The sequence below is a fragment of the Streptomyces sp. NPDC014656 genome, assembly GCF_043084305.1.
GTDB lineage: Bacteria > Actinomycetota > Actinomycetes > Streptomycetales > Streptomycetaceae > Streptomyces.
Genome location: NZ_JBIBZN010000028.1, coordinates 1 through 23342 on the forward strand (window position 1 = coordinate 1; position 23342 = coordinate 23342).

Here is a 23342-nt window from a genome sequence, read left to right on the forward strand (position 1 = left end):
GTGGAGTGGCTGATCTTGGTGACCGCGTGGGCGTCGCCGGCGGCGGTGAGGGCGCCGAAGCCGGGGGCGAAGAGGGCGCCGAGGACGAGGGCGACCGCGGTGAGGACGGAGCGGATTCTCATGGGGGTTCTCCTGCGTGACGGTGGGATGGAGCGGTCCCTCCGTGCTCATGCCGGGCACGGAGGGCGGACAAGGGGACCGGCGTGCTCGGAAGTCCTGTGAGGACTCAGGCGCCGAGGCGACGGTGTGAGGCGTTCGTTCCCGCCTCGACGTGCACGCGCGGCACGTGCGCCGATCCGGGTGACGGTCTCGTACGCGACGGTGTCGGCGGCCTCCGCCCGGTCCCGGGCCGTCGGCTCGCCGTGCTCGCCGGAGCCGAGGAGGACGGCCTCGGTGCCGGGCGCGGGCCGGTCGGCGGGCTGGCGGCGCCCCGAGGCCGATCTCGGCGCGGGCTGGGTCGGGCGGCGGTGTCTCGGTCATCGCCGGTTCCCGGGGGCCCCGTCAGTAGGTGCAGCCTGAGTCCGGGAGGGTCCACGGAGAGGGAGGGACGAGGCCGTCGTAGAGGGCGAGCAGCATCCGCTGGGGGCAGACGGAGTCGCCCTGACGGAAGACGCCGAAGTGGAGGTGCGGACCCGTGGAGTTGCCGGTGTTCCCGGTCCGTGCGATCAACTGGCCCGGCGCCACGCGGGCTCCGTCGCCCACACTGCGGCTGTCGAGGTGGCAGTACTGGTAGCGGACGCCGTCGTCGCCGTCGATCGCGACGCCCAGACCGCAGGAGTCGGCGAGGCCGCCGTTGAGGCGTGCGGTGCCGGCGGTTATCGCGTAGGCGGGTGTCCCGGTCTCGACGGCGATGTCGCTGGCCGGGTAGTCGTGATGGGCCCACAGGAGGCTCTCGCGGCCGTCGAAGACGTCCTCGCGAGGGACGACGAAGGCGTACGTGCCCCGGGGGCCGGATCCGGGAGGTGAACCGAGCAGGTGCTGCCAGGTGGTGGCCCCCACGGTGGACCCCCCTGTCAGCTGGTGCTGCGCCTTGTAGTCGTTCACCGCCGCGGTCGTCTGCTCGCCGAAGACGCCGTCGGCGGTGACGTTGCCGTATCCGTGCTTGCGGAGCTGGAACTGCAGGGCCCGGACGGCATGGGTCTGCGTGGAGCCGGGAGCGACGCCGGTCACGAGTCTGCTCCAGGTCGCGGGTCCGACGATGCCGTCCGCGGCCAGGGCCTGGTTCTGCTGGAACGTGATCACGGCGCTGCGCGTCTGCGAGTCGAACTCCGCGTTCGCCGTGAGGCTTCCGCCGTGGTGGCGAAGGAGGAACTGCAGACTGGCGACGTCGTTCCCGGCCGCGCCCTTCTGGAGCACCGGCCAGGCCGGCAGGACCGCGTGGGCGGGCACCGCCGTGAGCAGCCCCAGGAGAAGTGCTGCGACGAGAGCCGTGATCGGCGTGCGTAGGTCGCCGGTACGCGAGCGCGTCTCATGGGTCATGACGAAGCCAGGGGGCATGGACGGTCCTCTCCGTTCCTGGGGCTGCCGGCCGTGGTGGCCTCGGTGGACCGGCGCTTTCCGAGGGGAGGGACCTCGGCGACCGTTCGCTGTGGGGCCTGACCGTCAGGCGTACGGTAGGAACAGGCGCACCGGCCCGGAATGGACGTCATGTCGATCCGTCCACCGGCTGCTTGGACCGTTTAGCCCTTTGAGGGAACGGTGTTCCGGTACTTCTGCTGGTGGGTGAGGGGTCCTCCGACCGCTCGTGCCGTCAGCGCCAGCCAGAGGTCGACCCGGTCTTCCGCCCGGTCCTGCTGTCTTCCCGTGAGCCTGGCCACCTTCTCGATGCGGTTCTGGACCGTATGACGGTGAAGGCCCAGCAGCGACGACGTCTCCGCCCAGGAGCCGTTCGTCTCGAGCCAGACGCGAAGGGTCTCGGTGAGCTCCCCTCCCGGGTCCGCGGCGTCGAGCGGGGCCAGTACGGTGTCGGCGAAGGCCGCCAGGGTCGCGGGACTGCCCAGGCTGAGCAGGAGCCTGACCGAACCGGCCTCCGAAGCGCTCACGGGCCGTCCCAGCTCGGTGCTGGAGGACAGCAGGGCGATGGCCTGCCGGAGCGAGAGCGCCGCATGCTGCGGAGCGACCGCCGGGCCTATGCCCGCCGGGAGCCCCGGTGCGAACCGCCTGAGCACCGCTGTGGTGTCCACGTTCTCCGGAACGATCATCTCGACCGTTTCGCCGGTCACGCGGGCGAGTCCTCCGGGTACCGCCAGGGCGAGATCCGCCGCGAGTTCCACCGGCTCGCCGGCCGCCCGCACGGTCAGCGCACGGACGGACGACGAGGCGACATCGGCTGATCTCAGCAGGGTTCTCGCCTGGTCTGCCGTGATGTCGGGGTGGAAGAGCCTGGCGAGCAGGGTCGCGCGCCGACGGCGCTGGGGTTCGTCGGCGAGGTGGCGGCGTTCCAGCTCGACGGAGAGGAGCGACACGAGGACGCTGACCAGCAATCGGGCTTCGGACGAGTCGGCGTCGAGCAGGACGAGGAAGCCGCGCAGGCGGGTCGTTCCGAGAGGCTGGACCACGAGGCTTCCGCACGACAGGTCCGCGCCGCCGCTTCCTCGCAGGCCGTGCAGGGCGACGGTCTCGATCACCGCGGCGGCGTGCGTCAACAACTCCTGTCCGTCGGTCCCTGCCGAGCCGAGGAGGCGGCCCGAGGAATCACACACGGCCACACCCGAGTTGACCGCTTTGAACCAGGAGGTCAACAGCCCCGCCAATCCGTCTCCGGAGGCGGCCGCCGAGGACAGCCGGCGCTGTGTGCGAAGGGTCCTTTCCAGCAGGCGCCGTTCCTCGGAGGCCCGGGCCACGAACACCGCTTTGGTGATGGAGGCGAAGGAGACGTTCGACGGAGCGGTGAGCAGGGGAATTCCGGCTTGCTCGGCATGACCGCTCAGAGTCTCCGGGACGGTCTGCAGGGGCAGGCCCGGACCCACTCCCAGGATGAGGGCGGCGGCCTTGCCGCCGCTGAGCTCCTTCACGTACGCCGCGCAGCCTGCCTCGTCGACGGAGAGCAACAGCCCGTTGGTCATGATGACTTCAGCGCCTTCGAGCCAGGCCGCGGGCCGCGTGTTCTCTGTCGCGTGCGCCGCCTCGACCACTCGACCGAGACCCGAACCGCCTGCTACGAGGCGCAGGCGAAGAGAAGGGATGGCCAGCAGATCACGAACGGTGAGAGGCATGGGACGCATGGTCCATCAAGTGACTTCGCCTGTCGACCGTTCGTCCAGGACCGCGGCCCGCGGTGGCGAAGCCGTGGCGGCGAGGGGGAGAGCTCGGCGGCCGGCCCCCGCCGGGAGCCGGCCGCCGAAGGCACGGCCGGTCAGCGAACGGGTCGGGACGGCCTGCCCTGGCGCTGGACACGGTCGACCGCGGACACCGCGTACCAGCAGGCTCCTGGCGCGTCGGGGTCGTGGTGGACGGCCTGCCGGCCGCCGGGAATCACCGCGACGAGAGAGGCGCCTCCCTCTGCGAAGTTCCGGCCGGGACGGCCGTGAAAGCGGTGGATCGCGTAACGGAACGGCACGTCATCGCTGGGGGGACCCCCGGCGGTGATGCGCAGGACGGCCGCGCCGGTGTGGGCGTCCCGCTGGACCTCGACGTGCGGTGGTCGCGGAAGCGGCCCTCCGTCGAGCCGGGCGGGCAGGGGGCCGAGGACGTTCTGCCCCCAGTGCGCGAGCCGCATGGCGGCGAAGTCCCCCACGCGGTCCGCGCGCACGTCTTTGGCGCTGAAGAAGAGGTCCCCGCCGATCTCGGGGAGCGTCGCGTTGAGGGCCAGGTGACGCGACAGCTCCTTTCCGTCCTGCCACGGAGCGGGCTGTCCCGCCGCCCCCGACTTGTAGACCGCCTGTCCGATCCACAGTTCCGTGTCCGTTCCCCGGACCGCCTCGGCCCACCACGGCGCGAGGACGCCGTAGTCGGCCACCGGCAGCCCGATGTGCCAGTACACCTGCGGTGCGATGTAGTCGAGCCACCCCCGCTCGACCCATCCCCGGGTGTCCGCGTGCAGCCCGTCGTACGACTGGAAAGCGGAGGTCCGCGAACCGCGGGGGTCCGTGCTCGCGTTGCGCCAGACTCCGAAGGGGCTGATTCCGAACAACGCGTCCGGGCGCACGGCACGTACCGCGTCCCGCATCTCCCTGACCATGAGGTCCACGTTGTTACGGCGCCAGGCGGCCTTGTCCGTGTGACCCGCTCCGTACGTCTCGAACGTCCCGTCGTCGGGGAAGTCGGAACCCGCCACCGGATAGGGGTAGAAGTAGTCGTCGAAGTGCACGCCGTCGATGTCGTACCGCCGTACGGCGTCGAGCATGGCCTCCTGGCAGAAGCGCCGTGCGGCCGGAACGCCGGGGTCGTAGTAGAGCTTGCCGCCGTAGGAGACCGTCCACTCCGGATGGACGCGTGCCGGGTGATCAGGAACCAGGGCGGCCGGGTCCGCCTGCATGGAGACCCGGTACGGGTTGAACCAGGCGTGGAACGCGAGACCACGCCGGTGTGCCGTGTCGACCATGAAGTCCAGCGGGTCGTAACCGGGGTCCTGTCCCTGCGTACCGGTGAGCCACTGGGACCAGGGTTCGAGGGGCGAGGGCCAGAAGGCGTCGGCTGTCGGCCGGATCTGGACGAACAGGGCGTTGAAGCCCCACGCGAGAGCCTCGTCCGCCAGCCGCGCGAACTCCGCGCGTTGCGCGGCCTGGTCCAGGCCCGTGCGGCTCGGCCAGTCGATGTTGACCACGGACGCGATCCACAGCCCTCGCATCTGCCGTTCGACGGGGTGTGCGGGAGGTGCCGCGGCGTGGGCCGACGGCGATGCGAGCGCCGCGGTGCAGCCGGCCGCCGCGAGTGCGGCGAGGGCCGTGCGGCGGGAAAGGTCCGGGAAGGGCGAGGAACCAGCAGTGGTGTGTCCGGGTGTCATGGCTGCCTCCGCGGGTGGGTGGTCGAAGGGGCGGGGAACGCGCTGTTGCCGTCGACAGTGGTGCGGGGGACGAATGCGACGGTCAGGGGAGGACCTGCCGATCCCCCGGGTGAGTAATGTGCGTAACTCTGGATCTCCGTTGTCGCGATATGTATCTTCTGTTTCGAAGTTGCGGTGGGGGTCGGGCCGACGCGGCGGAGGGAGGCCGTCTCTCCGGCCGGCGCGTTCGTGAGATCTCCCGTGGTCGTCCAGCGCCCGTGGCGGGCGGACGGCTTCGTGACGGCCGGGGCGTCACGGCCATGCTCGCCCTCCTCTCCCCGGGGCGGCAACGACCGGATGTCCATCGCCCCGCGCGGAGCCTGGACATTCCGTCGGTCGTCTCCTCGTCGGCCGGATCCCTACCGTGTCGCCCCAGCCAGCCTCCAAGAGCCGCCCGTCCGGGTGCCGTTCACCGGAACCCGTCGGACCGCCCTCCCGAAATGAGTACCGCGCTCCATGATTCCCATCCGACCCGCGGCCCGCGCGGCCGCCGTCGCTCTCGCCGTCGTCACGTCCCTGACCGCATGCAGCTCCACCGGGCCGGCCGCCCCGAAGAACTCGCCCGGCAAACCCGGCGGTTCCTACTCGGTGGCGCTGACGGAACCCGACCACCTCCTGCCGGGCCGCACCACCAGCAGCTACTCCCTCCAGGTCCTGCAGGGCCTGTTCGACCCGCCCGCCGCCCTCGACCCGAAGGACGGCAGCGTGAAGCCCCTGGCTGCCGTCTCCTGGTCCAGCGACGACAACATCGTGTGGACCGTCAAGTTCAGGTCCGGAACCACCTTCCACAACGGCGAGAAGGTGACGGCGGCCAGCTTCGCGGACGCGTGGAACGCCGCCGCCTACGGGCCCAACGCCTGGGACGCCAACTACTACTTCGCCCAGATCGAGGGATACGACGCCCTCAACCCCTCGGAAGAGGGCGCCGAGCCCACCACGCGAACCCTGTCCGGCCTGAAGGTGCTCGACGAGACGACCCTCCAGGTCACCTTGAAGGCGCCCTTCGGCCAGTTCCCCATGCTGCTGTCCTTCCCCGCCTTCGCCCCCCTGTCCAAGGCCGCCACGGCGAACCCGGACGCTTCCGACACCGCGCCGATCGGCAACGGCCCCTACCAGCTCGACGGCGCGTGGGAACGCAACCAGAAGATCCGGCTGAAGAAGTTCTCCGGCTACCGCGGTTCCCGCAAGCCCATGGCCGACCACGTCGAATTCAAGATCTACACGAGCCGGGAGACCGCCTTCACCGAACTCCAGGCGGGCAACGTCGACGTCCTGACGACCGTCCCCGCCGCCAACTCCCCGCAGGCCAAGCGCCTCTTCGGTGAGCGGTTCTCCATCCGCCCCAGCGGGACCATGGACTACCTCGGCCTGCCCGTGAAGGACCCGCGCTTCGCCGACCCCCGGCTCCGCAAGGCCATCTCCATGGCCATCGACCGCAAGGGCATCACCCAGGCCATCTACAACGGCGTCTACAAGCCCGCCACCTCCCTCGTCGGCGACATGATCCCCGGACACCGCCCCGACGCCTGCGGCCGGACCTGTGCCTACGACCCGGCGGCCGCCAAGCAGCTCCTCGAAGCCGCCGGCGGCTTCGACGGTTCGCTGGAGCTCTACTTCTCCAACGCCGACACCACCTACGAGCAGTGGATGACCTCGGTCGCCAACCAGCTCAAGGACAACCTCGGGATCCAGGACGTGAAGTTCCGCAAGATGGCCCCCGCCGACCTGTCCTCCCTGCTCAACGACGGCAAGAACAAGGGCCCCTTCCGGCAGAACTGGGTCATCGACTACCCCAGCATCCAGAACTACCTCGACGGCCTCTACTACCCCGGCAACCGATCCGGCTGGAGCGACAAGGAGTTCGACGCCCTGGTGGCCAAGGGCAACGCCCTGCAGGGCGCCGAAGCCATCTCGGCCTACCAGCAGGCGGAGGACATCGCCCTGCGCGAACTGCCGTACATACCGCTCTGGAACTGGCAGGACCAGTCCGCGTGGAGCGACAGGATCGGCAACGTCGTCATCGACCCCTACGCCGCCGGCCTCCACCTGGACCGCGTCACCGTCAACGACTGACACCACAACCGACCCTCCGCGGAGCACCCCTTCCGTGCTTCGCGCAGACCTACCCCTGGGGGCCGTCCGTCGTGTGGAGATTCGTCGCCCGCCGCCTGCTGCACGCCCTGCCCGTACTCCTCGGCACCACCTTCCTCATCTACACGCTCGTCTTCGTCCTGCCGGGCGACCCCATCCAGGGGCTCGCCGGCGACAAACCCGTACCGCCGGCCGTCCTCGCCGAGCTGCACGCCCGCTACCACCTCGACGACCCCCTGTGGATCCAGTACGCCCACTACCTCACCGGCCTGCTCACCGGTGACCTCGGAACCACCTTCACCGGCCGCCACGTATCGGACCTGCTGGCCGACCGGTGGGTCGTCACCCTGCAACTCGGCCTCACCGCCTGGGTGCTGGAAGTGGTCCTCGGCATGGCCCTCGGGGTCTGGGCGGGCCTGCGGAAAGGCAAGTGGGACGACAGCGCCGTGCTCTTCGGGACCACCCTGGTCATCTCCGTACCGGTCTTCGTCGTCGGATACCTGGCCCAGCTGGTCTTCGGCGTACAGCTCGGCTGGCTGCCGGTGGCCGGCACCGAAGGGGGATGGCCCCTGGCCTACCTGCTGCCCGGACTCGTCCTGGCCTCCTTCGGTCTCGCCTACGTCGCCAGGCTCACACGCAGTTCCCTCATCGAGAACCTGCGGGCCGACTACGTCCGCACCGCCCACTCCAAAGGACTGAGCCGACGCCGCGTGGTGGTCAGGCACACCCTGCGCAACTCGCTGATCCCCGTCGTCACCTTCCTCGGCCTGGAGCTGGGGGGACTCATGGCCGGTGCGATCGTCACCGAGTACATCTTCAACCTTCCGGGCGTCGGCCAGCAGCTCTTCCAGTCCATCCAGCTCCGCGAAGGCCCCGTCGTGGTGGGCACCACGACGGCTCTCGTCCTCGTCTTCCTGCTCGCGAACCTGCTCGTGGACCTGCTCTACGGGCTGCTCGACCCGAGGATCCGCCATGACTGACACCGCCAGGGCCCCGGAGGCCGCGGACGAAGCCGCCGAGCACCCCGCGCCGCCCGACACGGCGCGCCCGCCGTCCCGGGAGCGGGCGTCCCTCAGCAGGGACGCATGGCTCGAACTGCGGGCACGGCCCACCGTGTGGGCGGCTCTCGTCACCCTCCTGCTGATGACGGCGATGGCTCTGGCACCCGGTGTCCTCACCTCGCTGCTCACCGACGCGGGGGACCACTGCGACCTGGCCGACTCCAAGCTGGGCCCCTCCGCGGACCACCCCTTCGGATTCGACCTGCAGGGCTGCGACTACCTGGCCCAGGTCATCCGGGGCACCCGTCCCTCGCTGATCGCCGGCCTCGCGGTCACCGCGGCCTCCCTCCTGATCGCCGTCGTGCTCGGACTGCTGTGCGGCTTCTACGGAGGCTGGCTGGACGCCCTCGTCTCCCGGGTGACCGACGTCTTCTTCGGTCTGCCCTTCGTGCTCGGCGCCACCGTCATCCTGGTCGCCTTCCCCGACCACGGACTCGGCGCCATGATCCTGGTCCTGACGGTGCTGGGCTGGACGACCATGACGCGCATCATGCGCTCCCAGGTCATCGCCCTGGCCGACGCCGACTACGTGCGCGCCGCCCGCATGCTGGGAGCACGCCCGGCCCGCCTCATGGTGCGCCACATACTCCCCAACGCGATCACTCCCGTCATCGTGGTCGCCATGCTGAACGTCGGGGCGGTGATCTCGGGCGAAGCGACACTCGACTTCCTGGGGGTCGGACTCCAGTACCCCGAGGTCTCCTGGGGACTCCAGCTGAACGCCGCCCAGGCCTTCGTCCTCGACCACCCCCACCTGCTGTTCTTCCCCGCCCTCTTCCTGTCCGCGACCGTCCTGAGCTTCATCCTCCTCGGTGATGCCGCACGCGACGCCTTCGACCCCCGGCTGAAATGAGCGCCCATGTCCCCTGTCGAACCTCCCCTCCTGGAGGTCGAGGACCTCTGCGTCGAGTTCCGCACCCGACGCGGCACGATCCGGGCGGTGAACGGACTCTCCTACACCCTGCGCGAAGGCGAGACCCTGGCCCTGCTCGGTGAGTCCGGATCGGGCAAGTCCGTCGCGGCGCAGGCCGTCATGGGACTGCTCGACACACCACCCGCGCACATCACCCGCGGTGCCGTCCGGCTGCGCGGCGACGACCTGCTCGCCATGTCACCGGAACGCCACCGCGGGGTGCGGGGAACGCGTCTCTCCATGATCTTCCAGGACGCGCTCACCGCGCTCAACCCCGTGCTGTCGGTAGGAGACCAGCTGGCCGAGATGTACCGGGTGCACCGGGGGATGGGACGCAAGGCGGCCCTCGCGCGCGCCGTCGCGCTCATGGACCGCGTCCGCATCCCGGCCGCCGCACGCAGGGTCCACGACTACCCGCACCAGTTCTCCGGTGGCATGCGCCAGCGCGTCATGATCGCGATGGCGATCGCGCTCGACCCGGAGGTCGTCATCGCGGACGAACCCACCACGGCCCTCGACGTCACCGTCCAGGCCCAGATCATGCGCCTGCTCGGACAGCTCCAGAGCGAGACCCGCATGGGACTGCTGCTGATCACGCACGACCTCGGAGTCGTCGCCGAGGCCGCCGACCGGATCACCGTCATGTACGCCGGCCGCACCATGGAGTCCGCATCGGCGGACGACCTCTACGCCCGCCCCGGCCACCCCTACACCCGTGGCCTGCTCGACTCGGTGCCCCGCCTGGACCGCCTGGGAAAGCCCCTCGTGTCCATCGCCGGTGCTCCGCCCCTGCCGTCCTCGATCCCCTCGGGGTGTGCCTTCCACCCCCGGTGCCCCCGCGCCGAACCGCGCTGCAGCAGCGAAACACCGCCCTTCCGAAGGCTTTCGCCCCCAGGACATCACAGCGCCTGCCACTTCGCCGAGGAGGTCCACCGTGCTCCCGTCGGCTGACACCGAACCACCCCTTCTGCGGGCCGCGGCGCTCACCCGTCACTTCCCGATCACCGAAGGCGTGCTCCGGAAACACCGCACCGGGGCGGTCAGGGCGGTCGACGGCGTCGACCTGACCGTCCGTCGCGGGGAAACCCTCGGCATCGTGGGCGAATCCGGATGCGGCAAGTCCACCCTCGCCTCCCTCCTGATGGCCCTGGACCGGCCCACCTCGGGCACGGTGACGATCGAGGGCCAGGACCTCTTCTCCCTCTCCGGACGCGAACTGCGCACCCTTCGCCGGCGCGTCCAGATGGTCCTCCAGGACCCCTACACCTCACTCGACCCGAGGATGACGGCGGGCCAGATCGTCGGGGAACCCTTCGTCATCCACCCCGAGACGGCCTCCCGGGCCGACCGCGGCCGACGCGTGGCCGAGCTCTTCGAAACCGTCGGCCTGAACCCCGCCCACCGGGACCGCTACCCCCACCAGTTCTCCGGGGGACAGCGCCAGCGCCTGGGCATAGCGCGGGCCCTGGCGCTGGGGCCGCGCCTCCTCCTGTGCGACGAACCGGTATCCGCCCTGGACGTCTCCGTCCAGGCGCAGGTCCTCAACCTGCTCCAGGACCTCCGCCGCGATCTCGGCCTCGCCTGCGTTTTCATCTCGCACGACCTCGCGGTCGTTCAGCACCTCTGCGACAGGATCGCGGTGATGTACCTGGGGAAGATCGTGGAGACCGGTACGCGCGAGCAGATCTACACGACTCCCCGCCACCCCTATACGCGTGCTCTCCTCGCCGCGGCCCCCGTACCGGACCCTCGGCGGCGCACACCCGGTGACGCGCACCTTCTGGAAGGCGATCTGCCCTCCCCGGCCTCACCACCGTCCGGGTGCCGCTTCCGAACCCGCTGCCCCCGAGCCCGCGAGCAGTGCCTGACGGAACCCGAACTGCGCACACGCGACGGAGCCGACCACCCGACCGCCTGCCACTTTCCCGTCGGCACGACGACATGAAGGGCGAACGCGTGACAAGCGGCCGCATTCCGCGCAGAAAAGCAGCGATCCAGGTGGCCGTCGCGACGGCCACGTGGACCGGGGCGCTCGCCAGGGCTCCGGCCCGGGCGCAGCCACCCGCCGGATCGGAGGAACCCCCCCGGCGGGGGCGCGGACCCGTGCCGGCCTCTTCCGCGTGGCCGACGAGCGGCACCGCGTCCCCGGGTCGGTGCCGCTCGCGGTGCCGCACATCCCTCACCTCGCGCACCGGACCCCGTGACGACGCGCCCCCGGTCACCGACGCGGGCATCCGTCCCCCGCCCGGGACCTGGTCCGTCTGCAACCGTGCCGCCAGGATGAGCACAGACCAGAAATGCGTGGTGGCGGAGCGCCGAGGCGACTGGACGGCACCGTGGTGCCTCGGGCAGAAGGGCTGGTTCGAGGAGGACCTCCGGCACCCCCGTCCAGCCGCTTGCGCCGCTGCGGTACGCCCCGCGTCCCGACCGGTCCCACGGCGTCGGCCGGACGGCGATCGGCGAGCACCACCACTCCAAGACCTTCGAACTCGCCGGCCGCGCCGTGGTCCGCGGCCGGCTCAGGCACCACCAGGCGCGGTTCGGCCACCGCATCATGTCCGTCAAAGCGGACGACGCGATTCTCGCGGCGGCCTCCGAGCCGCCCCGCGTACCCGGCTGGGCGCGGGGCCGGGCCGAGACGGCCCGGGGCTCCTGGCGGGGAACTCCGGGCCGCTACCATGTGGGCCCTGTCCCGGCATCGGCGTCAGGCGGGGCCGTACCGGAGCTACAAGAGAGCGGCAGGACGACCGTGACAGGCGAGAACAGCGGGCGGAGCGACGACCCCCTCATGCCGAGGGCGGTCCTGCACCGCTGGTCGGAAGCCTCCGACTTCACCCATGCCGTCTTCAGGGGCACCGCCTGGGCCGACGGGGCCTTGCGCCTGGAGAGCACCGAGGCCGACGAGACCTTCGTGGACCACCACGGTCACGCCACCCTGGAATGGGACTACGCGACCTGTTCCACAGGCTGGCGGGACCTGCCGTTTCCCGCCGAGGAACTCATCCCCTCCTGGACGGCCCTCACCCCGGCCGGCACCCGGCTGATGGTGCGGCTGCGCGTCCGTGACGCCGCGGGAGACACCTCTCCCTGGTACGTGATGGCGCACTGGGCCGCGGACGACGCGGTGGTGCACCGCACCACCGTGCCCGGTCAGGCCGGCCCGTTCGGAACGGCGGACGTCGACGTGTTCGTGGCCGCCGCCGGCAGGCCCGTTTCGGCGTACGAACTGGAGGTCCGGCTCGCGCGTACCCGCGACGTCGTCGAGGGCCCCGCCGTCCGGACCCTTCACCTGGCCGCCTCGTCCGTACCCCCCGATCACCGCCAAACGGTCAGCGGACCCGCCGGGGCCTGGGGCAAGGTCCTCGACGTCCCCCGCCGTTCCCAGGAACTGCACACGGGGCACAGCCCCCAGTGGGACGGCGGCGGGGAAGCCTGGTCGGCCCCGGCCTGCACCGCGATGCTCGTCGAGTACTTCGGCCACGGCCCCCAGGCCGCGGAGACGGCGTGGATCGATCCCGCCGACACCGCGCCGCAGGTCGACTTCACCGCGCGCGCCGTCTACGACTACGCCTACAAAGGGTGCGGCAACTGGGCCTTCAACGCCGCCTATCCGGCCCGTTACGGCCTCGGTGGGATGGTCACCCGGCTTCGCTCGCTGAGCGAACTCGAACGCTTCATCTGCGCGGGCATACCGGTCGCCACGGCCCAGAGCTTCCGCATCGGCGAGCTCGCGGGCGCGGGCTACTCACCGGCCGGAAGCATCAAGATCGTCTGCGGTTTCACGACCGACGGCGACGTGGTGGTCAACGACCCGCTCTCGGCCACCGACGAAGAGGTGCGGCGGGTCTACCCGCGCGGCGAGTTCGAGCGCGTATGGCTGTCGGCTTCGGGCGGCGGGGGAGTGGTCTACCTCATCCACCCCCGCGAACTGCCCCTGCCGGCCAACGTGGCCGGCCTGGACCCCAACTGGTAAGCCGGGACGCAGAGCCGACCCGCCTCCAGGGACAACGACGAAACGTCGTACCCCGCCCCGCGGGACGGGACCTTTTGTTGATCGTCCGCAGCCGCGGTGCCTCACTAGCGTGTACGGCATGAGAACGGCTCCGCCGCACCCGTGCGGTCCACCGGACGGGAACGCGCACATCCGGCGACCGCAGCCGGCCCTCCCGGCCCCGCGGCCCTGAGACCCCTGCCCCACCCCCGCCCCGGCCGCCGGCGCCGGAGAAGCACTCCCCGGACACACGTACCGCGCCGCGAAGCGACCGCACCCCGCCGACCCGCAGGCGTGCCCCCCCGCCGCGGCCGAACCGGCGGTGCGGCACCGGGCTCGCTTCCCGCTCCCCACCCCGCAGCACGGCCGCACCGCGCTTCGCCCCCGGCCGTGCCCCCTCCCCTCATGACCCCACGGACGCCATTCGCATGGCCACAAGGCGGTGACCCCGATGAAACACCCCTCCTCCCCCCAGGACGCCCACCCCCCATTCAGGGCCTGGGACTCCGACATCAGCGCTGCGGCCGTCGCCCGCCAGGACGGCACGCCGGGCTGGGTCTCGCTCGTCGGCGACGAAGTGTGGTGGGACGAACCCCGCCCCCACGAGTCCGGCCGCCGCTGCGTCGTGCGCGCGAAACCGGACGGCACCGTCGAGGACGCGCTCCCCCCGGGCTTCGACGCCCGCAACAGCCTCCACGAGTACGGCGGCCGCTCCTGGCGCCCCACCGGTGCCGGCCTGGTCTTCACCCACTGGCACGACCGGCGCGTCTACCTCCACCGCCCCGACGCCCAGGACGCGCCCAGGCCCCTCACCCCCGCGCGCCCGGACGTCACCTACGGCGACCTCTACGTGCCGCCGTCGCGCGACGAGGTGTGGGCCGTTCGCGAGACGCGCCTCGGCGGGGTGCGCGACATCGAGCGCGCCCTCGTGTCCGTCTCGCTCAGCACCGGAGCCGAGCGGACGATCTCCGCGACGCACCACTTCGTGACCTGCCCCCGGCTGTCCCCGGACGGCCGGCACGTGTCCTGGATCGGATGGGACCATCCGAACATGCCGTGGGACGGCACCGAACTGTGCGTCGCTCCCCTGAAGGAGGACGGCACCGCCGGCGTCCACCGCGTGAGGGCGGGCGGCCCCCGGGAATCCGTCGTCCAGGCCGAGTGGAAGGACAACGAAAGCCTCTGGGCGGTCACCGACCCCGACGGCTGGTGGACCCTGCACGTCGTGCCCGCCCACAAGGGCCCCGCCCAGGCCGTCGCCGGCGTCGAGGAAGAGTTCGGCGGCGCCCTGTGGAAGCCCGGCGCCACCTGGTTCGCCCCCCTTCCCGACGGCCGGGCCGTGGCCGTCCACGGAACGGGTGCCGGACGACGGGTCTCCCTCGTGGACCCGGAGGCCGGTCTCGAACGGCCCGTCCTCACCGACCTCGGCCTCCCCTTCACCGATTTCGTCCAGAGCGTCGACGCCGACGCGAGCCGCCTGGCCGCCGCCGGGGCCGGACCGACCCTTCCCTACAGCGTCTTCACCACGGCCCTCCCCACCCCCGGGACCCCCCACGGCCACGACACGCGGATCCTCTCCTCCGGCGCGGCGCCGCCGGTCGACCCCGCCTGGCTGCCCCGTCCCACCGCCCGGTCCTTCCCCCGCGACGCCACGACGGCGACGGGTGACGGCCCCTCGGGCACCGGTCACCCGGTGCACGCCCACCTCTACCCGCCCGCTCATCCCCGTCACGCCGCACCCGCCCGACGGCGCCCGCCGTGGGTCGTCTTCGTGCACGGCGGTCCCACCGGCGACCACCCGATGGTGCACGACCTCGAGATCGCCTACTTCACCAGCCGCGGCATCGGCGTCGCGACGGTCGACTACGGAGGATCGGTCGGATACGGCCGCGCCTACCGGGAACGCCTGAACGGCGCCTGGGGACTCGTCGACGTCCAGGACTGCGTCACCGTCGCCCGGGCCCTGGTGTCCGAAGGACTCGCCGACCCCGGCCGGCTGGCGATCCGCGGAGGAAGCGCGGGGGGATGGACCGCCCTCGCCGCCCTCACCCACACGCACGCCTTCGCCGGCGCGGTCTCCTTCTACGGCATCACCGATCCGCTCACCTGGGCGGCCACCACCCACGACTTCGAGTCCCGCTACCTGGACGGCCTGATCGGCCCCCTGCCGCAGAGCGCCACGCTCTACGAACAGCGCTCCCCGGTCCTCGCGGCGGACCGGGCCAGCGGTCCCGCCCTGCTCCTCCACGGCCTCGACGACACCATCGTCGACCCCGCCCAGTCCTCCGCCATGGCAGAGGCCCTCCGTGCCGCGGGCATCGCCTGCGAACACATCGAGTTCCCGGGGGAACGGCACGGCTGGCGGCGGGCCGAGACGATCAGGGCGGCCCTGGAGGCCGAGATCCGCTTCTACGAGCGGATCTTCACCCCTGCCGCCGGCCCCCGGACGGACCCGGCCGGTTCCACGGACGCGGCACCGACCCCTGCGGAACGGCCATGACGGCCGACGGCGCTTCGCCCGCCGCGGGGAGGACCTCGCACCAGGACCGCGCCCACCCTCCGTTCCTGCGACGGGGCGACACCGTCGCCCTCGTCGCCCCCGCCGGACCGGTGACCGAGCGCGAGACGATCCCGGCCCGGAACCTGCTGGAGGGCTGGGGCCTGCGGGTACGCACCACTCCGCGGCTCCACGCCACCCACCAGGGCCACCTGGCCGGCTCCGACGACGAACGCCTCGACGACTTCACCGAGGCCTGGCTCGACCCCGCCGTACGGGCGGTCGTGTGCGCGCGGGGCGGATACGGGAGCCAGCGCATCGCAGACCGGCTCGACCACCGGCGCCTCGCCGCCGCGGGCCCCAAGTTCCTCCTCGGGTCCAGTGACATCACCTGCCTTCACCAGGCACTGGGGGAGAGCCTCCGCCTGGTGACCCTCCACGGCCCGATGCCCGGCTGCAGGCCCGTCCACGAAGACGACGTCACTGCCGGAAGCCTCCACGCAGCCCTCTTCGGACCGCCTCCGCGCTCGTTCGCCCTCGACGGCCCCGTCCTCGTTCCCGGACACGCCGAGGGGACCCTCACCGGCGGGAACCTCACCGTGCTGGCGTCCTCACTGGGAACCGCCACCGCGCCCGACACCGAAGGCCGCGTCCTCCTGCTCGAGGACGTCGGCGAGGACCCCTACCGCCTGGACCGCTCCCTGACCCAGCTCAGACGCGCCGACGTCCTGCGACGGACGGCCGGCGTCGTCCTCGGAGACTTCACCGACTGCGGCCCTCCGGACCGGGTGGAGGCCGTCCTGCGGGACCGCCTGTCGGACCTCGGGGTCCCGGTCGCCGCGGGCCTGCCCGCCGGCCACGGACCGCGTCAGCTCACCATCCCCCTGGGAGCACGCGCGGTCCTCCGGACGGACCCGCCCCGCCTCACCCTCCCCCCGTGCGAAAGGAACCCCGGATGACGCGGGTGCTCGTCTCCGCGGACATGGAAGGCGCCACCGGCGTCACGTGTCCCGACGACGTCGAACCGGGAACCGCCTCCTGGGAACGGATGCGTCCCCTCTTCACCGGCGACGTCAACGCCGTCATCGACGGCCTCCTGGCCGGCGGCGCGACCGAAGTACTGGTCAACGACGCCCACTACACACAGCGCAACCTGCTCCTGGAGCACCTGGATCCCCGCGCCCGCCTGCTCACCGGCCGGCACAAGCCGCTGGGCATGATGGCGGGGATCGACCGGGCCGACGCGGTGGTCTTCCTCGGCTACCACACGGGCGCCGGAGAACAGGGAGTCCTGTCCCACACCTACCTCGGAACCGGACTGACCGCGTTCCGCGTCGACGGCGAGCCGGCCGACGAAGGCCGCATGAACGCACTGATCGCCGAGGAGCACGGGGTCCCCGTCGTGCTGGTGACGGGAGACGACCTCACCTGCCGGGCAGCCCGGCTCTGGGCGCCCGGGGCCCTCGTCGTGGCGGTCAAGGAATGCGTCAGCCGGTACGCCGCCATCTGCCTTCCCCCCGGCCGAAGCGCCGAGCTGCTGCGCGCGCAGGCGGCCGAGGCCGTTCGCCCCCTCCGTGCCCGGAGCGACCACGCGGACACCCCGGAAGAACACGGCGTCCCCGGCCGACCGCACCGCTTCGAGCTCGACTTCCACGCACCCCATCTGGCGGCCGCGGTCCTCGCCGTCCCCACCGTCGAACCCAACGGTCCCCGGGGCGTCGCCTTCACCGCACCGAACGCGACCACCGCCGCCCGCACCTTCAAGGTGTGCACCTCCATCGCCGGCGCGGCGATGGAGGACCACTTCGACTGACCGCCGCCCCCTCCCGCCCCCGCCCGACCGATCCTCGTGGAGAAGTTTGTGACAGCCACCGGACGACCCGGTCTGCACGACGGCTACGCCACCGACGCCGCCGCACTGTGCTCGGACCTCCTGCGCATCGACACCACCAACCCCGGAGACGGATCGGGGCCCGGCGAGCGGCAGGCCGCGGAGTACGTGGCCGAGGCCCTGGAATCGGCCGGTGTCCGTGCCACCCTGACCGAACCGCGACACCGCCGCACCAGCGTCCTGGCCCGGATCGACGGCGAAGACCGCGACCTGCCTCCCCTCCTCGTCCACGGACACCTCGACACCGTGCACGCCGAGCCCCGCGACTGGACCCTGCACCCCCTCTCCGGAGACCTCCACCACGGCTGCCTGTGGGGGAGAGGGGCGGTCGACATGAAGGGAAGCCTCGCCATGACCCTCTCCCTGGTACGCGCCTGGGCACGCACGGGCCAGAAACCGCGACGGGACCTGGTCCTGGCCTTCCTCGCGGACGAGGAGTCGACCGGCGAGTACGGCTCACGTCACGTCACGACCGCGCACCGGGACCACTTCGCCGGTGTCGAGGAGGCGATCAGCGAGTCCGGCGGCTTCTCGATCACGACAAGGACCACCCACGCCGGACCGGACGCACGCGTGTACCCCCTCGCCGTCGGAGAGCGCGGCACCGCGTGGATGCGGCTCACCGCTCACGGCACCGCGGGACACGGCTCGGGCCCCGGGCAGGACAACGCCGTCGCGGAGCTGATCCACGCCCTCTCCCGGCTCACCGCCCACCGCTGGCCCACCCGCCTCACCCCTGCCGTCCGCACCCTGCTCGACGCCCTCGACCGGACCCTCGGGATCCGGATCGACCGCGACCGGCTGGAGGAGGAGGCGAACCGCCTCGGCGGCCTCGGCGAACTGTTCGACTGCACCGTCCGCAACACCCTCAACCCCACGGTGCTGACAGCCGGCCACAAGGTCAACGTCATCCCCTCACGCGCCCACGCCGAGGTGGACGGCAGGTTCCTGCCCGGCGAACAGAACGCCTTCGTGGAGACCGTCGACCGGCTCCTCGGCCCGAAGGTGACGCGCGAGTTCATCAACTGCGAAGAGGCCGTCGCCGCCGATCACGAAGGGCCTGCCTTCAGCGCGATGGCCGAAGCGATCCGCAGCCAGGACCCCCACGCCCACCCCGTGCCGTTCATCCAGTCAGGAGGAACCGACGCCAAGGCCTTCGCGAAGATCGGCATCAGCACCTACGGCTTCGCACCCCTCCTGCTCGACCCCCACCTGCACTACTACGGCATGTTCCACGGAGTGGACGAACGCGTCCCCCTGTCCGGCCTCGAATTCGGCGTCCGCGTCCTCCACCGGTTCCTCACCGCCTACTGAACTCCATCCCGAAGGGCGAAGACCACCATGCGCGTTCCCCCGCAACTGTGGCCGGCCACGACCACGAGCGGTACCGACGGTCTGAGGATCGGCGGCGTGCTCCTGAGCGACATCGCCGAGCGGTTCGGCACCCCGGCCTTCGTCCTCGACGAGGCCGACTTCCGCGCCCGCTGCCGGTCCTGGCGCGCGGCCTTCACCGGCCACGACGTCTTCTACGCCGCCAAGGCGTTCCTCTGCCACCAGGTCGCCACCTGGCTGAAGGAGGAAGGCGTGGGAATCGACGTGTGCTCCGCGGGCGAGCTGCGCACGGCGCGGCGCGCGGGTGTCCCGGGATCCTCCGTGATCTTCCACGGCAACAACAAGTCGGCGACCGAACTGGCGGAGGCCGTCGACCACGGCGTCTCGCTCGTCGTCGTCGACTCCCACGACGAGATATCCCGCCTGTCGGACATCGCCACCCGCCGGAACGCGCGCCAGCAGGTCCTCGTCCGCGTCACGCCCGGTGTGGAGGCGCACACCCACGCGTACATCACCACCGGCACCGACGACCAGAAGTTCGGCTTCTCGCTGTCCACCGGCAGCGCCCACCGCGCCGTGTCCCACGTCCTGAGCGCCCCCGGTCTGGAGCTCGTGGGCCTGCACAGCCACCTCGGCTCCCAGATCCTGCGTCCCGACGTCTTCGAGGAGGCCGCCGACCGGCTCGTCGGCCTGATGGCCGACACCGCGCGCACGCACGGGACGATCCTGCGGCGACTCGACCTGGGAGGGGGCCTGGGCATCGCCTACCTCCCCGACGACGAACCCCTCGACGTGCGGGACCTCGCGCCCGCCGTCATCGACCGGGTGCGGAAAGCCTGTGCCGGGGCCGGCATTCCGGTGCCGAGACTCGCGGTGGAACCCGGCCGGGCGATCGCGGGACCCACGACGGTCACCCTCTACACCGTGGGCACGATCAAGCGCCAGCCCGGACTGCGGACATGGGTGTCCGTCGACGGAGGGCTGAGCGACAACATGCGGCCCGCCCTGTACGACGCCTCCTACACGGCCGCTCTCGCGGGCCGGGCCACCGCGAGGAACACGGACGAGACGGTCACCGTCTGCGGCCGGCACTGCGAATCCGGCGACGTCGTCGTGGACTCCGCCCGCCTGCCCGCCGATCTCGCAGTCGGCGACCTCCTCGCCGTCCCCGCGTCCGGGGCCTACCACCGCTCGATGGCGAACAACTACAACTTCCAGCCCCGCCCGCCCGTCGTCGCCGTCCGCGACGGCACGGCACGGGTCCTCGTGCGGAGGGAGACGATCGACGACGTCCTGCGACTGGACGTCGAGTGACCGGTCGCCCGGCCGCAGCCGCACGCCCACCGCGCCGGCGCCCCGGATCACCCGTCGCGACCCTCCGGCCGAGTACGCCGGCAACATCCCCGGCGCCCCCCTTGAGGCGGCCGGGAGTCCCACCCCCCAGAGCGAGGAAGGAAGGAAGGCATGACGCACCAGGAGAAGGTCGTGTCCGTACTGCGGCGGGCGACCGCCGACGGCGTTCTGGGGCAGGACCACCCCGTCGCCGGCTTCATCGACGTCCAGGGCGTCCGCGACAGCGTCGCCGCGCTCCACGACGCCTTCGCCCACGTGCCGGACGTCCTGCACGCCTTCGCGGTCAAGGCGTGCCCGCTCGTCCCGGTGCTGCGGCTGCTCGCGGACGCCGGAATGGGTTGTGAGACGGCGAGTCCGGGAGAGACCCGGCTGGCGCTCGCCGCCGGGTTCGCGCCCGAACGCATCGTCCTGGACTCCCCGGCCAAGACCCGCGCCGAACTCCGGGAAGCCCTCGACCTGGGGATCGCGCTGAACGCGGACAACCTCGCCGAACTCGACCGCATCGACGTCCTGCGTCCCGCCGGCTCCCGGTCCGTCGTCGGCCTCCGCGTCAACCCCCAGGTCGGCGGCGGCACCATCGCCGCGATGAGCACGGCGACGCCCCACTCCAAGTTCGGCGTCGCCCTCGACGACCCCGGAGCCCGCGCCCGGGTGCTCGACGCCTTCCTGCAGCACCCCTGGCTCACCCGCCTGCACGCCCACGTCGGCTCGCAGGGGTGTCCGCTGCCCTTGATCGCCCAGGGCCTCGCGGCGCTGCACCGGCTCGCCGAGGAGATCAACGCACACGTGGGAAGACGTCAGGTCACCAGCCTGGACCTGGGCGGAGGGCTGCCGGTCAACTTCTCCGACGACACGACCACGCCGACGTTCCGGGACTACGTCCGAGTGCTCACCGATGCCGAACCCGCCCTGCTCGACGGCGGCTACCAGGTGGTCACGGAATTCGGCCGGTCGCTGCTCGCGAAGAACGGCTTCACCGCGGCGCTGGTCGAATACGTCAAGGAGTCGGGTGGCCGGCGGATCGCGCTCACCCACGCCGGGGCGCAGGTGGCCGTCCGTACCGTGTTCATGCCGGACGCGTGGCCGGTCAGGGTCACCGCCCACGGGCCCGACGGCCGGCCGAAGACGACCGCTCGGGTCCCGCAGGACGTCGCGGGCCCCCTCTGCTTCGCCGGGGACGTGGTGGCGCACGAACGTCTCCTGCCGGAGCTCTCGGAGGGCGACGTGGTGGTGCTGCACGACACCGGGGCCTACTACTTCTCCGCTCCCTGGGCGTACAACAGCCTGCCGAGACCCGGGGTGTACGCCCTTCTCCACGGTGAGGGAGAGGTCTTGCTCGCTCCGGTGCGGACGCCCCAGACGCTGGAGGAGGTGGTGCAGGAGAGCGGTTCGCCCCACGCGGAGGCGCTCCTGACGGGGTTCGGCCCGCCCGGGCGCGCGTGACGCGACGTCCGGCCCCCACCCGGGAGGAGCGCCGCGAGCCGCGGGCGACGCGGACCGGCACGGAGCAGGGCCCGTGCCGGCCCGGAGCGCCGGGTCCTGGACCAGCGGCTCGTCGGCGTTCGTCCGTGCCGCGCCCCCGGCGCCCACCGTGACGGCCGGAGCGCCGGAAGTCGAGAGCGGGCGGCCACGGCGGTCGGGCGCCCTGCCCACCGGGAGGCGGGCGGGCACGCCCTCGTCAGGCGCGGGCCCCCTCGACCTGCGCGCGGGCGGGATCTACACTCCGCGATCATGATCGATCTCACCGGTGCGGAATCCGACCCCCGTCTCTTCGACATCATGTCCACGATGCGCGCCATGCGCCGCATCAAGCCCGACCCGGTCTCCGAGGACCTCGTCGAGCGGCTCGTCCAGGCCGCGGTCTGGGGGCCCAGCGGCGGCAACATGCAGCGCTTCGAGTACGTCGTCGTCACCGACCGGGACGTCATGGCCCGTCTCGCCCCCTTGTGGAAGCGGTGCGTGGACGCCTATCTCGCCACCACGGGCGCGCTGGCCCCCGAGGGGATGGACGAGGCGGCCTACGGCCGGATGGTCGCGGCGATCGAGTACCAGCGTGACCACTTCGCCGACACCCCCGTACTGGTCATCCCCTGCTACCAGTTTCCCGCACCCCGCGTGACCGAGGAGGGCTACCTCGCTTCCGCGCAGGCCCTCGGCCCGGCGGCGACCCAGCGCATGATGGCCACGCAGGAACGCTTCATGGCTCTCGCGGAAGGATCGTGCGTCTATCCCGGCGTCCAGAACCTGTTGCTCGCCGCCCGGGGCCTCGGCCTCGCCGCGAACATCACCATCTGGCACCTGATGCTGGAGGAGGAGTGGAAGCAGGCCCTCGGCATCCCCGAGGACATGCGCACCTTCGCCGCGATACCCGTGGGCTGGCCGATGGGGAACTTCGGCCCGGTGCGCCGCCGCCCGGTCTCTGAGGTCGTGCACCGCGACCGCTGGTAGGGCCCGCCGCGGGCCGGTTCACCTGCGCGAGAGTCCCGGAGTGCGCTGAACGGTGCCCGAAGCCCGGGACCGCGGACCTCCCGGCGGCGGGCCCCGGCCCGCCGCCGGAAGAGTGCGGTCAGGCGAGGGCGTCGAAGGAGGGCAGGCAGCCGTACTGCTGGCCCTTGACGTTGGGGTGGTAGCTCTCGTCGACGGGGATGCGCGTGCTGTGGATCCACGCGTCGCCCGAGCAGATCTCGCGGCCGCTGAACGCGCCGCGTACGTCTGTTCCTGATGTTCGCCGAACTCGACGCCACGAACACCTTCTGGGCGGTTTTCCTGCCCAGCGTCGTCAGCCCGTTCGGCGTGTACCCCTCCCGCGTCTTCGCCGCCGCGTCCGTCCCGGACGAGGTGACGGAAGCCGCCCGCATGGACGGCGCGGGCGAGTTCCGCATCTTCCGGACCATGGCGCTGCGCCTCATGGCGCCCGCCCTGGTGACCGTCTTCCTCTTCCAGTTCGTCGTCATCTGGAACGACTTCCTCCTGCCCCTGATCACGCTCCAGGACGAGCGCCTCCACCCCGTCACCCTCGGTCTGTTCACCCGGCAGACGCAGACGAGCCGCCTGCCCGAACTCCAGACCCTGACCATCGTGGGCGCCCTGGTCTCCGTCGTGCCCATCGTGCTGACCTTCCTCCTCCTGCAGCGCCACGGGCGCGCGGGCCTCGCCGCCGGAGCCGTGAAATCGTGAACCACCCTGACGACCCCGGCCACCCCCTCACCGGCGCGGACCTCGGACCACT

17 protein-coding genes and 1 pseudogene are annotated in these 23342 nt (G+C 71.8%); 14 read left to right on the plus strand and 4 right to left on the minus strand.

Annotated features, from left to right (window positions below):
* Nucleotides 1-167: 167 nt before the first annotated feature.
* From ACF1ED_RS36225 to ACF1ED_RS36240, 4 genes and pseudogenes are all read right to left on the minus strand, one after another.
* Nucleotides 168-413: pseudogene (locus ACF1ED_RS36225) on the minus strand (alanine racemase C-terminal domain-containing protein); the annotation flags it as partial.
* Between the two features lie 88 nt (nucleotides 414-501).
* A complete protein-coding gene (locus ACF1ED_RS36230; RefSeq protein ID WP_391767618.1) occupies nucleotides 502-1497 on the minus strand; it encodes a peptidoglycan-binding protein in 996 nt (331 codons plus the stop codon).
* 182 nt (nucleotides 1498-1679) lie between these two features.
* Nucleotides 1680-3215 (minus strand): PucR family transcriptional regulator, encoded by a 1536-nt coding sequence (locus ACF1ED_RS36235; RefSeq protein WP_391767619.1) that lies wholly within the window; start codon nucleotides 3213-3215, stop codon nucleotides 1680-1682.
* Between the two features lie 140 nt (nucleotides 3216-3355).
* Nucleotides 3356-4945 carry a glycoside hydrolase family 10 protein gene (locus ACF1ED_RS36240; protein ID WP_391767620.1) on the minus strand — a complete coding sequence of 530 codons (1590 nt, stop codon included), beginning with the start codon at nucleotides 4943-4945 and terminating at the stop codon, nucleotides 3356-3358.
* A 495-nt stretch (nucleotides 4946-5440) separates the two neighbouring features.
* Between ACF1ED_RS36240 and ACF1ED_RS36245 the strand changes: the two genes are divergently transcribed.
* From ACF1ED_RS36245 to ACF1ED_RS36310, 14 genes are all read left to right on the plus strand, one after another.
* Nucleotides 5441-7057 carry an ABC transporter substrate-binding protein gene (locus tag ACF1ED_RS36245; protein ID WP_391767621.1) on the plus strand — a complete coding sequence of 539 codons (1617 nt, stop codon included), beginning with the start codon at nucleotides 5441-5443 and terminating at the stop codon, nucleotides 7055-7057.
* Nucleotides 7058-7128: 71 nt separating this feature from the next.
* Nucleotides 7129-8055 (plus strand): ABC transporter permease, encoded by a 927-nt coding sequence (locus ACF1ED_RS36250; protein WP_391767622.1) that lies wholly within the window; start codon nucleotides 7129-7131, stop codon nucleotides 8053-8055.
* Complete coding sequence (locus ACF1ED_RS36255) at nucleotides 8048-8989, plus strand: ABC transporter permease (protein ID WP_391767623.1); 942 nt, start codon at nucleotides 8048-8050, stop codon at nucleotides 8987-8989. Before ACF1ED_RS36250 ends, ACF1ED_RS36255 begins: the two co-directional genes overlap by 8 nt.
* Before the next feature lie 6 nt (nucleotides 8990-8995).
* Nucleotides 8996-10000 (plus strand): ABC transporter ATP-binding protein, encoded by a 1005-nt coding sequence (locus tag ACF1ED_RS36260; protein WP_391767624.1) that lies wholly within the window; start codon nucleotides 8996-8998, stop codon nucleotides 9998-10000.
* The gene (locus ACF1ED_RS36265) at nucleotides 9984-10994 is read left to right on the plus strand and encodes an ABC transporter ATP-binding protein (RefSeq protein WP_391767625.1); all 1011 of its coding nucleotides are present in this window, start codon (nucleotides 9984-9986) and stop codon (nucleotides 10992-10994) included. Before ACF1ED_RS36260 ends, ACF1ED_RS36265 begins: the two co-directional genes overlap by 17 nt.
* 804 nt (nucleotides 10995-11798) lie before the next feature.
* Nucleotides 11799-13022: a C39 family peptidase gene (locus ACF1ED_RS36270; protein ID WP_391767626.1), complete on the plus strand. Its 1224-nt coding sequence runs from the start codon at nucleotides 11799-11801 to the stop codon at nucleotides 13020-13022.
* 469 nt (nucleotides 13023-13491) lie between these two features.
* On the plus strand, nucleotides 13492-15540 hold the full coding sequence (locus tag ACF1ED_RS36275; RefSeq protein ID WP_391767627.1) for an alpha/beta hydrolase family protein: 2049 nt from the start codon (nucleotides 13492-13494) through the stop codon (nucleotides 15538-15540).
* The gene (locus ACF1ED_RS36280; protein WP_391767628.1) at nucleotides 15537-16496 is read left to right on the plus strand and encodes an LD-carboxypeptidase; all 960 of its coding nucleotides are present in this window, start codon (nucleotides 15537-15539) and stop codon (nucleotides 16494-16496) included. The genes ACF1ED_RS36275 and ACF1ED_RS36280 overlap by 4 nt, the downstream gene beginning before the upstream one ends.
* Nucleotides 16493-17350, plus strand: a complete 858-nt coding sequence (locus ACF1ED_RS36285; protein ID WP_391767629.1) for a M55 family metallopeptidase — start codon at nucleotides 16493-16495, stop codon at nucleotides 17348-17350. The genes ACF1ED_RS36280 and ACF1ED_RS36285 overlap by 4 nt, the downstream gene beginning before the upstream one ends.
* 48 nt (nucleotides 17351-17398) lie before the next feature.
* Nucleotides 17399-18742: a M20/M25/M40 family metallo-hydrolase gene (locus tag ACF1ED_RS36290; RefSeq protein ID WP_391767630.1), complete on the plus strand. Its 1344-nt coding sequence runs from the start codon at nucleotides 17399-17401 to the stop codon at nucleotides 18740-18742.
* 27 nt (nucleotides 18743-18769) lie between these two features.
* On the plus strand, nucleotides 18770-20074 hold the full coding sequence (lysA, locus tag ACF1ED_RS36295; RefSeq protein ID WP_391767631.1) for a diaminopimelate decarboxylase: 1305 nt from the start codon (nucleotides 18770-18772) through the stop codon (nucleotides 20072-20074).
* A gap of 150 nt (nucleotides 20075-20224) precedes the next feature.
* The gene (locus ACF1ED_RS36300; protein WP_391767632.1) at nucleotides 20225-21556 is read left to right on the plus strand and encodes a diaminopimelate decarboxylase; all 1332 of its coding nucleotides are present in this window, start codon (nucleotides 20225-20227) and stop codon (nucleotides 21554-21556) included.
* Nucleotides 21557-21844: 288 nt separating this feature from the next.
* Nucleotides 21845-22561, plus strand: coding sequence for a nitroreductase family protein (locus ACF1ED_RS36305; protein WP_391767633.1), 717 nt, complete (start codon nucleotides 21845-21847; stop codon nucleotides 22559-22561).
* Nucleotides 22562-22834: 273 nt separating this feature from the next.
* Nucleotides 22835-23290 (plus strand): carbohydrate ABC transporter permease, encoded by a 456-nt coding sequence (locus tag ACF1ED_RS36310; protein WP_391767634.1) that lies wholly within the window; start codon nucleotides 22835-22837, stop codon nucleotides 23288-23290.
* The last annotated feature ends 52 nt before the right edge of the window (nucleotides 23291-23342 follow it).